We start from the raw sequence: 13,820 nt of genomic DNA on the forward strand, positions 1-13,820 counted from the left end.
AACAGTCAATATGAAAGAAATGAAATTAGACGGACTTAAAAAAATCTATTTTGTAGGCATTGGAGGAATTGGAATGAGTGCTTTGGCACGTTATTTCAATAGCTTGGGAATAGAAATATTTGGGTACGACAGAGTAGAAACAGTTCTTACTAAAAACTTGGAGACAGAAGGAATGAAGATACATTATGAAGATGATGTAACACAAATTCCCAAAGGTATCGATTTAGTAGTTTATACGCCAGCTATTCCAAAAACACATCAAGAACTGAACTATTTTTGGGAACACAACTTTGTTGTAAAAAAACGAGCAGAGGTTTTAGGGCTGATTTCTAAAAATAGAAAGACAATTGGTGTTGCTGGGACACATGGAAAGACCACGACGAGTGCTATCTTGACACATGTGTTGCGTAGTTGTGGTGTTGATTGTACGGCATTCTTGGGAGGAATTGCAGCCAACTTTGAATCGAATTTTGTAGCAGGTGAATCAGAATGGGTTGTGATGGAAGCAGATGAGTTTGATCGTTCCTTTTTACACTTGTATCCAGAATTGGCAATTGTTACTTCTATGGATGCAGATCACTTGGATATTTACGGAGATCAGGCGTCAATGCATCGAACATTTTACGATTATGTCCAGCAGGTACAAGGACAATTATATCATAAGTACGATTTGCCGTTGGCACAGCATCATAACGAAGATATAAGATTGAATGCTTATGGAATAGAAGCGGGAAGTATTCGTGCGACCAATATTCGAGCAGAAGCACCTTATTTTGTCTTTGACTGGGAACAAGGAACAGACATTATTAAAAACTTGAAGTTTACTTTGCCTGGTTATCATAATGTATTGAATGCTACAGCAGCCATTGCGATAGCAAGGTATTTGGGATGTACGGCAGATGATATTCGGGCGGCTTTGCTTTCTTTTAAAGGCATCAAGCGTCGGTTTGAATTTATGTTGAATGAAGCAACACAGGTTTATATTGATGATTATGCACATCATCCTGAGGAGCTTAAAGCAGCTATTAAAGCTGCAAAAACCTTGTATCCTAATCGGAAAATAACAGGAGTGTTTCAGCCACACTTGTTTTCTAGAACAAAGGATTTTGCAGAGGGATTTGCGAAAGCTTTGGATGATTTAGATGAAGTGATTTTGTTGGATATTTATCCCGCTAGAGAATTACCAATAGAGGGGGTAAGTTCAGCAATTATTTTTGATAAAATGAAATGGAGTCGCAAAGTTTTGATTTCAAAAGAAGCTTTGTTGGAAGAACTAAAAACGAGAGATTTAGAAGTTTTGATGACCTTAGGAGCTGGTGATATTGGTGCTTTGGTACCTAATATTGTTAAAATGTTAAAGAAATCTTAATAAAAACACCTTGTCTTGGAACTTTTTAGTTGTATGTGACATATTATATAGTATTCATAGGTTTTAAGAAATTATATTAATTAAATTAGCTCAGTTGGGCGATAATTTAGAATGACAAATTATGGAAGTGCACCCCAAAAGAATGTCTTGGATTATAAAGCGACTATCATTGATAGTAGGGGCTGTTGCTATTTTGTTATTGGTCATTGCAGCGGTTCAATACCGCAAGAAAAGTGTAATTGGAGAGGATGATCTGACCATTAAAATTATTAAAAATGACGCTCAAAATAAATTTGTTAGAGAGCGTGATGTGACGGAAATTTTATTCAGAGAATTTAGGCATGCAATAGTTGGACAACCCTTGGAGTTGATTGATCTAAAGGAAATAGAAGAGGTCTTGGAATCGGATATTTTTATCAAAGATGCCGATGTTTATATTGATGCTCTAAACAAAGTTCATATTACAGTTGAACAACGGATTCCAATTGCTCGAATTATGGATGAAGAAGATCCAAGCTATTATTTGGATGAAGATGGAGAGCGTGTTCGGACATCTCCTAAGTTTACTGCTAGAGTAATGGTTGTAACAGGAAAAATTGGTCATTATAATGATAATTATTTGAATATTCCTCATCATCGGTTAAATCGGGTGTTTGAGTTAATCAAATTTATCAATGGCAATGACTTTTGGAAGGCACAATTGGAGCAAATCCATATTGATCACAGTGGAGAAGCAACCTTAATACCAAAATTAGGTGACCATGAAATAAAATTTGGGGCTCCTAATGAAGATATTGAAGACAAATTTCATCGTTTAGAGGTTTTTTATCAAGATGGATTGCCTGTAGAAGGATGGAACAAATACAAGAGCATCAACTTGGCTTTCAAGGGGCAAGTAGTTGCCAAGAAACGTTAGTTAAACAACAAGAGATAAAAGAATCTAAGGGAATTGCACGAATTAATTGCCTTTAGGAATCAACTAGTTAATAACATCAATTTAGTTTGCTAATTTTTTAGTTTTAGCGAAAGGTTTTGACCTTAAATCAAAAGGATAAAGAATAAGCAAACTACTATCAATAGCTTACTATAGTTCAATAGTCGTATTAAATTACTTTGTAAGTGCTGTGTAGTTGATTGTTAGCTAAATGTGAAATACATTTTCATGTTTTATCAACTACACAAGACATTCTTACTAGTAATGGGAACTAAAAACATACTGTATCAATAAATTACCCAATTAGTATGAATATAGTCGTTCTTCATTTATGGACTAAGTTAGTAAGCTATAAACTATAACATAAAGAATTAAATAAATTGCGGATTATTATGGAAAACCAAATTGTTGTCGCTTTAGACATCGGAACTACAAAGATTTGCGCTATGGTAGGGCGCAAGGATAAACACGGAAAATTAGAAATATTGGGAACTGGTAAAGTAGAATCAGTGGGTGTTCTAAGAGGTGTTGTATCTAATATTGAAAAAACAGTAAAGGCGATTTCAGATGCTATAGCAGAAGCAGAGCGTCGCTCAGGTGTCGAAATAGGTGTGGTAAATGTCGGTATAGCTGGACAACACATCAAGAGTCTTCAGCATAGAGGTATCTTGACAAGACACAGTTTGCACGATGAAATTTCGCAAGATGATATAGATGATTTGATCTCGGATATGTACAAGTTGGTCTTGCCTCCAGGTGATAAAATCATTCACGTAATCCCTCAAGAATATATCGTAGACAACGAGCAAGGTATTGTGGACCCTATTGGTATGTCAGGAATTCGTTTGGAAGCAAATTTCCATATTATTACCGGGCAAACTACAGCTACAAAGAACATTGCTAAATGTGTTCAGAAAGCAGGTCTAGAAATGGCATCTTTGGCATTGGAACCAATTGCTTCTTCTGCTTCTGTGTTAAGCGCAGAAGAAATGGAAGCGGGGGTTGCTTTGGTTGATATAGGAGGAGGAACAACCGACTTAGCGATTTTCCATGAGGGAATCATCCGCCATACTGCTGTAGTGCCTTTGGGGGGAAATATCATTACCAAAGATATTAAAGAGGGGTGTAACGTTATGGGGCAACAAGCCGAGAAATTGAAAGTGAAATTTGGTGCTGCTATGGCCAATGCCTTGACTGAAAATAGAATTATTACGATTCCTGGTCTAAGAGGACGTTCGCACAAAGAAATCTCTGAAATTAACTTGGCACGCATTATTCAAGCACGTGTGGAAGAAATTTTGGATTTGATTTATTGGGAAATTCGTCGTTCAGGGTACGAGCGTAAGTTGATTGGTGGAATTGTTTTGACAGGTGGTGGTGCCTTGTTGCGCAATATCACGGATTTGGTAGAGTTGCACACAGGAATGTCTGCTCGTATGGGAATCCCTACAGAGCATTTGGCACATGGATATGACAAAGAAATTACAAGCCCAATTTATGCAACAAGCATCGGCTTGATTCTAAATGGATTTGAAGAATTACAAAGAGGTCGTCAATACGAAGCCGATTCAAACTACAGTTCTAATGCGGTTCCTGCTACACACAGCAAACAAACTGTTGAAATAGAGGAAGGGAACAAGTGGTATGAAAAAATCTTCAAACGTACCAAAGAATGGTTTGAAGCAGAACCAGACGGGGACCTTTAAATCGATTGTTTAAAAGACATTATCACGAAACGCCGTTAGAAAAAGGTTCTAAAAAGCTATTTTCTGAGCTTAGAGGTTAATTCATGGTAATGTCTATAAGAATTCTTGATTCTTTAATTGAAAATTCTGTCAAAGAATTTTTATATTTGTAGTTGGCTAGTTTGTAATAATCAAAAATAGCCTTATTTAATGGTTGTTGAATGACATTTTATTGCTTGGCAAAACTAGTTATTCAATAAATTGTTAAAAGAAATTAAAAGCGGAGAGGGTTTGTCCCCATGATCCGTATTTGGCGGAAGCCCTCGAACTTGTAACATAAAGGAAATAGTATGAAATTCGATATACCAGATGATTCAAACCCAATAATCAAAGTAATTGGTGTTGGTGGTGGTGGTAGCAATGCAGTCAACTATATGTACGAGAAGAAAATCGTAGGAGTTGATTTTGCAATTTGTAATACCGATAACCAAGCAATGAATCTTAGTGCAGTGGTTAACAAAATTCAGTTGGGACCTACCCTTACAGAAGGTCGTGGAGCAGGCTCTAAACCGGGTATTGGTAGAGAGTCTTGTATCGAATCTTTGGATGAAGTAAAGCAATACTTTAGTGATGGTACCAAAATGTTGTTTGTAACCGCAGGAATGGGGGGAGGAACAGGAACAGGTGCGGCTCCCGTCATCGCAAAAGCTGCTCAAGAATTGGATATCCTAACCGTAGGAATTGTAACTGTACCCTTTACTTTTGAAGGGCGTCGACGTATGAAACAAGCCATGGAAGGTTTGGCAGAATTGAAGAAAAATGTCGATACGTTAATCGTTATTTCTAATGATAAATTGCGTAAAATTTATGGCAATTTAAACCTTAGCGAAGCTTTCTCTAAAGCAGATGATATCTTGATGACAGCAGCCAAAGGTATTGCCGAAATTATTACAGTACCTGGTTATGTAAACGTTGACTTTGAAGATGTCAATACTGTTATGCGTGACTCTGGAGTAGCGGTAATGGGTACGGCAACCACAGAGGGCGACGATCGTGCTATTCGTGCTGTAGAAGCTGCTTTGCAATCTCCTTTATTGGAAGACAATGACATCAAAGGAGCACAACACATCTTGTTAAATATTACTTCTGGTACCAAGGAAGTAACCATGGATGAGGTTTTCGAAATTACAGAATATGTACAAGAAGAGGCTGGGTATGGAACAGACCTTATTTGGGGAAACTGTTTTGATGAAAGCTTGGGAGAACAAATTTCAGTTACTGTAATTGCTACAGGCTTTGAAACAGGTCAAGATGCCAAGAAAATGACGGCAAGAGAAGAGCGTCCTGTCGAAAAGAAAGTTCGCGTGGCTTTGGACGATGACGAACCAACTACCAAAAAATCAACATCGGGATCTTTTTTTAACAAAGATTTGGATTCGGATCATGGATCTATTGAATTTAACTTTAGTAAAAAAAAACAAAGTAGTGACAAGCCTAAATACTCTATCGAAAAAGAGCCATTTGTAAAGCCTGACACCCAAAAAGAAGAACCTAAAGTTGTCGAAAAATCAGAAACTTTGGAAGAACGTAGACAACGTCTCAAAAATTTGAGCGTAAAACTAAATAATCCTGAAGTGTTGAATGAACTTGAAAATCAACCTGCTTACCTCCGCAAAGGTATTGCACTAGATAATGTTGAGCATTCTTCTGATTCGAATGTATCTCAATGGACAATTTCTGACGATGATGAACCTGAAGTAAAGGATAATAACTCTTTTTTGCACGATAATGTAGACTAGTTTTAGACAACAATGTCCTTGCTCAAGGGCAAATGCAATATATTAATAAAGATCCATCTTGAATTTTAAATTTAGGATGGATTCTTTCTTTTTATAGAATGCAATCTAACTTTAGTTAAATATTAAGAAAATGTTAAAAAAATACTATCTTGGGTGCCTATAGCATACCTAATGCTATTAAGGTATGGCTTCCAACAATTCAATTTATTGATTAGTAGTTTATTTTTAATAACAACAGTCCGCTAAATACATACTGATAGACCTCCAATAAATCTTATTTGAGTAAATAGACCTAAAAAATAGAGGTGTTTTTACATAATTTGTTCTAAATGCTTAATTTATTTGAGCATAAGTTCATGCTTAATAATTAGTCGTGTGTATTTTGTTTGTTGTTCTTTGACGGTAGCTTTAGGGTAACTGATTTTTGTATTTAGACAAGTGTTAAGTTGCAATTTGAGGATATTGGTTGAAGGGCAAGCAAGGTGAAAATAGTGGATGATTTATAATAATGTATGGCAACATTTAATTATAATAACAAAATTTTTAAGGCAATTGTCAATGATGATAATGGTCATGTGACGAATGCAACAACCTTTTATTATCGCCAACGAGGAAATGTTGTTTGGGGGACTTATGAAGGAGGTGGAATCGAAATAGGAACTATTACGGGCAAGGTTCTAGAAAATGGCAAATTACAATTTCATTATCAACACGTCAGTGTTAAAGGAGAATTGATGACGGGTTATTGTGAATCGACTCCTGAAATGCGCTCGAATGGTAGAATTCGATTGTTTGAAAAGTGGCGTTGGACCAATGGCGATCAATCAGAAGGAATGTCTATTGTAGAGGAAGTTGTTTCGATGGGGTAGGTACTAATTAGCCAATAAAATGGATGTATTGTAAATACCAGACTAAAAAGAGCAAATTAGTGCATAGACTAAGCACAATAACATTTAATCTTGCTCTAAAAGCCTTGAATAAATTAGAAAGAAGGGGGCACTTCAAAAGGCGAAAGGTAGTAGATAATATATAAAATAAAAGGCTTAGTGCGGCATGAACGAATGTAGAAGCAGTAAAAGTATAAATGGTGAAGATAACGATTAGGACGGGAACTAGAACTAAAGTATCAAAGCTAACCGAATGTTCTATTAGCATAATCATAGTAGGGATTGTAATGTAAAACACAGCATTGATGAAAATTAAAAAAACTTGAAGTGTTTTATAAGTAGTGTGTTTTGAAGTTTCTTCAAAGAAATCTAAGGGTTGCACAGTATCAAAAATTAAAAAAAGAATGAATAATAGGGATATTGATAATCTTTAACGAGACTTTAACCTACCTTAAAAATAAGTGCCTTTATTCTGCCCAACGGTAGCTTTCAATTTCAAAACCTGCCAAATCTAAGATTCGATCAACCACTGTTGCAGCTACTTCTTCCAATGTAGTAGGTTTGCTATAAAAAGAAGGAATTGCAGGGCAAATAATCCCACCTGCCTCTGTGATAGTCTTCATATTGTTAATGTGAATAAGACTAAAAGGAGTATCCCTAGGAACAAGAATCAAGCGCCTTCTTTCTTTTAAAATAACATCAGCAGCACGTGTAGTAAGGTCGTTAGAGACTCCTGTAGCGATTCTTGCCAATAAACCCATTGAGCAAGGACAGACAATCATAGTATCGTATTTGGCAGAACCAGAAGCAAAGGGAGCAAAGAAATCATTCTTGGTATAAAAATCAAACGGATATGCATCATAATTAGTATTTTCAAGCTCTAATTTCCAATTTAATTTGGCATTATCACTCATAACAATACCGACTTTTTCTAACTGGTCTTGGAGTGTTACCAGTTTGTCTAACAGAACTTTTGTATAGATAGAACCACTAGACCCACCAACCGCAATTACTATTTTCTTCATTTTTTTATTATTTTTGGAATCGTTTTTGAATTCTATTATGAATACAGCAATTATTGATCTTAGTTCATTTTTAGGAAAAATTTTAAGTAAATTTACTACACTAAAACTTTTCTTAAAAGATTAATAAATAAATCTTAAAGGTAGGAAAATAAGTAACTTCTGATAAGAAATAGAGTTTTATTAGCATGAACTTAAGTAATCGTTCAAAAAAATCAACGAACGACTAATCGAATATAGAATAACTTAAAACTTGATTATTTCGTGACAGGTGGTTCTCTCATGAAAGTTCTTGAATTAGCAAATAAAGTTTTACAAAACTAGCGAGATATGAAAAAGATTTTACTGGGTGTATTGACCTTTTCTTTTTTTATGGCAGCCTACGCCTTTACGACAGCTCCCCATAATACGGCAGGCCATATTGATGGGAAGAATGTGCGGTGGATGACATGGGAAGAAGCCGTTGCCGCAGCGCAAGCAGCTAAAGCTGCAGGCAAGACACCTAAAAAAATATTCGTCGATATTTATACAGATTGGTGTGGTTGGTGTAAAAAAATGGACAAGGAAACATTTGAAAAACCAATGGTTTCTTCTTACCTAAACGAGCATTTTTATCCTGTTAAATTTGATGCAGAGCAAAAAGAATCCATTACCTTTGATGGCAAGACATTTAAATATGTTGCCAATGGGCGTAGAGGCTACCACGAATTAGCAGCAGCCTTGCTAGCTGGAAAGATGAGCTATCCAACAGTTGTATTTTTGAACGAAGATTTTCAACTACTACAGCGTATTCCAGGTTATTTGGATATCCCTACGTTTGATATGATTATGCACTATTTAGCTGAAGAGCATTATACCAAAACACCTTGGGCTGATTTTCAAAAAGCATATAAAAGCCCTCAAAAAATGGTTGCTCCTACCACCAATAACACCAAACACTAATGACCAAAAAGGTTCTTTTAACGGGGGCATCTGGGTTTTTAGGCTTTAATTTTTGCCAACAATTTGCTTCCAAGTATGACTTAGTAGGAACGTATTTTCGAAACCAACCTACAGGTTTAAAAATTAATTGGACAAAAATTAATCTTTTAGATACTCCAGAGATTTCTAAATTGATTGATCGAGAAAAACCAGATATAGTTGTTCATTTGGCAGCAATCGCCAACCCTGCATTTTGTGAGCAACATCCTGCATTAAGCCATCACATTAATGTGTATACCACCGTAGCTATAGCTGAAGCAACTCAACGGGCAAATATTCCAATGATTTTTTCTTCTACAGATTTGGTCTTTAATGGCAACTCAGCTCCTTATTCCGAAGATGACTTTTCTTACCCATTGTCTCAATATGGTTTGCAAAAACAAATGGCAGAAGAAAGTGTGTTAGAAGACTTTGAGCATGTTTTTGTTGCTCGCTTGCCATTGATGTTTGGAACAACACCGAGTTATGCCAGTAATTTTTATACACAAACCCTTGAAAAATTACAAGCAGGAGAAGAAATTAGAGGCTTTGTAGATGAATATAGAACAATGGTTGGTGCGACAACGGCAAGTATGGGCTTGGAAAAACTAATGGTATATGCTTGGGATACCAATCAGCAACAGCACGAAAAAGAACGCTTGTTTCATCTAGGAGGTGGGGAGTCTTGTTCTAGATATGATTTTGCTTTGAAAATGGCAGAACATTTTGAGTTAGACAAGCAATTAATTGTACCAACAATGCAAAAAGAGCTTGATTTGATCCCCGCACGACCACCAGATGTGAGTCTAGATAGCTCATTGGCCAATGAAATATTGGGTTATAAGGTTCCAAGCCTTGATGAACAATTATCCTCTCTCAAGAGTAGTTCATAAATAATGACTTCTATTCATTACTCCGTTGAAACTACGTAGCAGCAGCGTATTTTAGTTTTTTAGCAAGCTGTGGAATGCTTTTTTTCGTTATTAGGATAAAAACACTATCATTGTATTTTATTTTTAACCGTCTACTAAAACCATATAATTAGTGGACGTTTTATTTTTTAACGAACTACTAATATCTATAACGTAGAAGATGAAAAAGCAACATTTATTTTTATTGCTTGCATTCGCTTGTCTGTGGAGTGCTTGTTCAAAGAGTATTTACAATCCTAAATCTCCCAATTATGAACCGATTGTTGAAATGACAACAGAGTATGGAGTGGTAGAAATACAACTTTACTCTAGTACGCCAAAACATAGAGATAACTTTGTCAAGTTGGTCAAAGAAGGTTTTTATGACAGTTTATTGTTTCATCGGGTGATTAATAACTTTATGATTCAAGGAGGAGACCCCGAATCAAAAGGTGCTGCTGCGGGCGTAATGCTTGGAAATGGAGGTCCCGGCTATACCATTCCTGCTGAGTTTGTTGATTCTTTAGTCCACATCAAGGGAGCTTTGGCTGCTGCTCGAATGGGAGATGGGGTAAATCCTACCAAGGCTTCTTCTGGATCTCAATTTTATTTGGTACAAGGACAAAAAGTGAAACCTGAAATTCTAACTCAAATGGCTGCCCATAGTGGCAAAAAATATACGGAGGCACAAAAGAAAGCTTATGCTGAAATTGGCGGCACACCACACTTGGATGGTAGCTATACTGTATTCGGTCGTGTCATCAAAGGACTAGATGTTATTGATAAAATAGCGGCGGTACAAGTCCGAAATAGTCGTCCTGTTAAGGATGTTATGATGACAATGAAAATCAAAAAAGGGTAATAAATTGCTTACTCAACCCAACTATATTTATAGACACTTTCGTTTAGATAAGTGATTTCATGCAATGAAGTTGTTGAAGAAAAGCTTGCTCTGAAAGGAAATTATAAGCAAAAGGGATTGGATGTGAATAGATTAAATGGATTTTGAAAAACTCAAAAAGCAGTAATTTGATGCCCGTTTAAAATCTTTGTAAACAAAGAAGAAGGCAAATGTTATTGACGACTCTGTTTATTGTATTTCTCTGTTTAGATACTTTCTATTATGGAAATAATTCTATTCTCAAGCAGTTTTCATTAGAATAAGACGTTTCTAAAATGCTATGAAGTTATCTTTTATGGATTGCCTACAAACAAAGACCTAAATTTTAGGTCAGCCAATTTATCGCCATTGGTGTTTTGTTTGATTCCTGCCTGAAGTCCATCTCCATAAATATAGAAGTTAAAAGAGAGTTAAATGGCTTTGTGGTATTAGGGTAATGTAGAACTTAAACGGAAGTTTAGACAAGGAGCAATTTTATTGCTTGTAAATTATAAAACTAAACTTGTTATTGTTAATAAAAGCTAAAAAAATATATGCAAATCGGTTGGAAGAGAAATGTTTATGGAATTGTAATGATTCTTTTTTTGTCTAGTGCTTGTTCAAAAATGGATATTGATGCTGTTGAATGGGAATATAGACATTATTCTGTTCCCTGCCACCCCACAGCTTCAGCTGGAACATTAGATAGTGAGCATGAGCTTACATTTAGTAAGGATCATATGTTTTGTGTAGAAATTCATATGGATGAACCTGATTTTGAGTTGATGAGAAATGAGTCTCGTTTTGGACCTAGTGTTGATGAGGATGGAGGAATTGCAACCAAAAAAGCAGCGTTTGAATACTTGAATCAATGTGATGTGCCTTTTCCCTCTTATTTTAATTGGTATAGAATTAATTTATTCAACATAGATGATTTGTGGTTTAATGGCGGCATCCGTAAAAAAGGATTTTTGGGATCTATATTTTCAGATGCTCCATCAATAAAAATTAATCTGAATCGATACAAAGATTTTAATCCTATAGGAATACATCACAATGTTATTTTTAACAATAATTCGGAAGATCCTTCTAGAGTTATTCAAGGTGTGTTTTACAAATTGCTGGAATGGGCAAATTATCCTGCTCCAAGATGCAACTTGGCTAATGTTTCTATTAATGAAGAGCCTTTGGGGGTGTATTCTCATGTAGAGGCAATTGATGAAAAATTCTTAATCCGAAATTTTGGAAGTGCCTCAGGAGATTTATACGAATGCCAATTAACAGATTTTAGAGCAAGTTGGTTGAGTCGGTGGGAGTGCAAAACAGAGCAGACTGATTGTTCTAAATATCGAATTGCTAAAATTGCTAAAATATTATCTAGCACACCAACCAATAAGTTGGTATCAAAGCTTAGCAAATATGTTAATATTGAGAAATTTATTAAATTTTGGGCACTAGAGGTACTGATGAATCATACTGATGGTTATGCCCGAAACAGCAACAATACGTATATTTATTTTGATCCTAATGATGATGACAGAGCTGTTTTTATCCCTTCGGGTATAAATTACTATGTAGTAGATCATGGAGCAAGCTTAAAAGAATTTACTACAGCAGAGTTGCCAAGGAGACTTTCTAGATGTCCTGATGCTGTAGAAATGTTTGATAGAGAGATGCAGTATTTATTGGATAATGTATGGAATGAAACTGCATTAATTGCTTTGGTCGATCATTTTCACAGACAAGCTGAAACAGCAGAAAGTATGGAGCATACGGGAGGTCGAATGTGTGTTGAGAGACTAAAAAGCTGGATACAACATCGAAAAGAAAGTATTTATGCTTTGCCCCGTGGAAATTCTAAACCATCATCAATTTGCCATTTTGAACATGATTAATCAAAAAGTATATTTTATCCATTCTCTTTTTTTTCTTTTAGTTTTTTCATTTTCTAGTCATGCTCAAAAATCGTCCAAGGGAAAGTCATCGGATGTTGATATTGATGTTGAATTATGGGGGAACTTGTCGTACAACTATAAATTTAACAAGTCATGGGAGTTAACTGTAAGTACTCAGGCTAGAGCAAAGTTAACAAGTCCTGAATTTGATCAATTTTTAGTAGAAGTAGAAACGCAATATAATCCTAGGTTTCATAAGTTGGTAAAACCAATAAAAATTGGTGTAGGGCTTCGTTATATTGGAGCATTAGATGATAATGATTATGAAAATCATCTGAGATTGCATGCTGATTTTTTATATCGGTTTAAATTCAAACGATTGCATTTAGACTATCGGTTACGAGGACAGTTTAAAGATGAACTAAAGAGAAAAGATGATATTTATAAAAACTACTGGACAAAAGACTTAAGAAATAGAATCGAAGTTGGTTATGATTTTAAGAAATGGAAATTCGATCCAGAAGTTTTTTTTGAATTATTTTTTCACGATGAATTGGGAGCTTTAAATGGATTTACCAAATGTCGGGCTGGTGTAAAAACTAATTATAAAATCACCTCTAACCATAGTTTAGGCGTTAAGTATTTTATGGAGATAGGTATGCAATACTATGGGGCAAATTATAACCATGTAGTGGTGTTATCTTACCAATATAAGACCAAATCAAAAAAGAAAAAGAAGAAAAAAGTACGCTTTAAGTAATTCCAAAAGCTTGTTGAAAAAAAAGACCTTACCTGATTAGTTGCTAGGCTTTACGCTCTATAAACTTTTCAGGTAAGGTTTTTTGTCGTAGGGAATGGGCTGAAAAAGATTGGACTTGTACGTATTCCCATTCGTACAAGTCCTAAATCACCCCAATTAAAACCCAAATTTATCTTTTAGAAGTTTTAGTGGTGAAAGATTGGACTTGTGCGTATTCCCATTCGTACAAGTCCTAAATCACCCCAATTAAAACCCAAATTTATCTTTAGAAGTTTTAGCGGTGAAAGATTGGACTTGCATGTATTCCCATTCATGCAAGTCCTAAATCACCCCAATTAAAACCCAAATTTATCTTTAGAAGTTTTAGCGGTGAAAGATTGGACTTGTGCGTATTCCCATTCGTACAAGTCCTAAATCACCCCAATTAAAACCCAAATTTATCTTTAGAAGTTTTAGCGGTGAAAGATTGGACTTGCATGTATTCCCATTCATGCAAGTCCTAAATCACCCCAATTAAAACCCAAATTTATCTTTAGAAGTTTTAGCGGTGAAAGATTGGACTTGTGCGTATTCCCATTCGTACAAGTCCTAAATCACCCCAATTAAAACCCAAATTTATCTTTAGAAGTTTTAGTGGTTGAAGATTGGACTTGCATGTATTCCCATTCATGCAAGTCCTAAATCACCCCAATTAAAACCCAAATTTATCTTTTAGAAG

General features: G+C 35.5%; 11 protein-coding genes. 10 read left to right on the plus strand and 1 reads right to left on the minus strand.

Annotation, left to right across the window (positions count from 1 at the left end; translation table 11 throughout):
• Positions 1 to 10 precede the first annotated feature (10 nt).
• The 5 genes from murC to CG11_RS03055 all read left to right on the plus strand — a co-directional run bounded on the left by murC (position 11) and on the right by CG11_RS03055 (position 6,656).
• The gene (gene murC / locus CG11_RS03035; RefSeq protein ID WP_231512755.1) at positions 11 to 1,369 is read left to right on the plus strand and encodes a UDP-N-acetylmuramate--L-alanine ligase; all 1,359 of its coding nucleotides are present in this window, start codon (positions 11 to 13) and stop codon (positions 1,367 to 1,369) included.
• A gap of 142 nt (positions 1,370 to 1,511) precedes the next feature.
• Complete coding sequence (locus CG11_RS03040) at positions 1,512 to 2,285, plus strand: cell division protein FtsQ/DivIB (RefSeq protein WP_156039640.1); 774 nt, start codon at positions 1,512 to 1,514, stop codon at positions 2,283 to 2,285.
• A gap of 410 nt (positions 2,286 to 2,695) precedes the next feature.
• Positions 2,696 to 4,009 (plus strand): cell division protein FtsA, encoded by a 1,314-nt coding sequence (ftsA, locus tag CG11_RS03045; RefSeq protein ID WP_052592995.1) that lies wholly within the window; start codon positions 2,696 to 2,698, stop codon positions 4,007 to 4,009.
• Between the two features lie 329 nt (positions 4,010 to 4,338).
• Complete coding sequence (gene ftsZ / locus CG11_RS03050) at positions 4,339 to 5,787, plus strand: cell division protein FtsZ (protein WP_052592997.1); 1,449 nt, start codon at positions 4,339 to 4,341, stop codon at positions 5,785 to 5,787.
• A gap of 512 nt (positions 5,788 to 6,299) precedes the next feature.
• On the plus strand, positions 6,300 to 6,656 hold the full coding sequence (locus CG11_RS03055) for an N-acetylglutamate synthase (RefSeq protein ID WP_052592999.1): 357 nt from the start codon (positions 6,300 to 6,302) through the stop codon (positions 6,654 to 6,656).
• A gap of 485 nt (positions 6,657 to 7,141) precedes the next feature.
• On the opposite strand, the gene CG11_RS03060 is transcribed toward CG11_RS03055, so the two are convergent.
• Complete coding sequence (locus CG11_RS03060; RefSeq protein ID WP_052593001.1) at positions 7,142 to 7,699, minus strand: UbiX family flavin prenyltransferase; 558 nt, start codon at positions 7,697 to 7,699, stop codon at positions 7,142 to 7,144.
• Between the two features lie 327 nt (positions 7,700 to 8,026).
• Here CG11_RS03060 and CG11_RS03065 point away from each other — a divergent pair, with 327 nt between their 5' ends.
• The 5 genes from CG11_RS03065 to CG11_RS03085 all read left to right on the plus strand — a co-directional run bounded on the left by CG11_RS03065 (position 8,027) and on the right by CG11_RS03085 (position 13,102).
• Entirely contained in the window at positions 8,027 to 8,638 is a 612-nt protein-coding gene (locus CG11_RS03065) for a DUF255 domain-containing protein (RefSeq protein WP_063832999.1), read from the plus strand.
• Positions 8,638 to 9,549 carry an SDR family oxidoreductase gene (locus CG11_RS03070; protein ID WP_052593003.1) on the plus strand — a complete coding sequence of 304 codons (912 nt, stop codon included), beginning with the start codon at positions 8,638 to 8,640 and terminating at the stop codon, positions 9,547 to 9,549. The genes CG11_RS03065 and CG11_RS03070 overlap by 1 nt, the downstream gene beginning before the upstream one ends.
• Before the next feature lie 199 nt (positions 9,550 to 9,748).
• Positions 9,749 to 10,429, plus strand: coding sequence for a peptidylprolyl isomerase (locus CG11_RS03075; protein ID WP_052593005.1), 681 nt, complete (start codon positions 9,749 to 9,751; stop codon positions 10,427 to 10,429).
• A 572-nt stretch (positions 10,430 to 11,001) separates the two neighbouring features.
• Entirely contained in the window at positions 11,002 to 12,342 is a 1,341-nt protein-coding gene (locus CG11_RS03080; RefSeq protein ID WP_052593007.1) for a CotH kinase family protein, read from the plus strand.
• Positions 12,335 to 13,102, plus strand: coding sequence for a DUF2490 domain-containing protein (locus tag CG11_RS03085; RefSeq protein WP_052593010.1), 768 nt, complete (start codon positions 12,335 to 12,337; stop codon positions 13,100 to 13,102). Before CG11_RS03080 ends, CG11_RS03085 begins: the two co-directional genes overlap by 8 nt.
• The last annotated feature ends 718 nt before the right edge of the window (positions 13,103 to 13,820 follow it).

The organism is Aureispira sp. CCB-QB1, assembly GCF_000724545.1.
GTDB lineage: Bacteria > Bacteroidota > Bacteroidia > Chitinophagales > Saprospiraceae > Aureispira.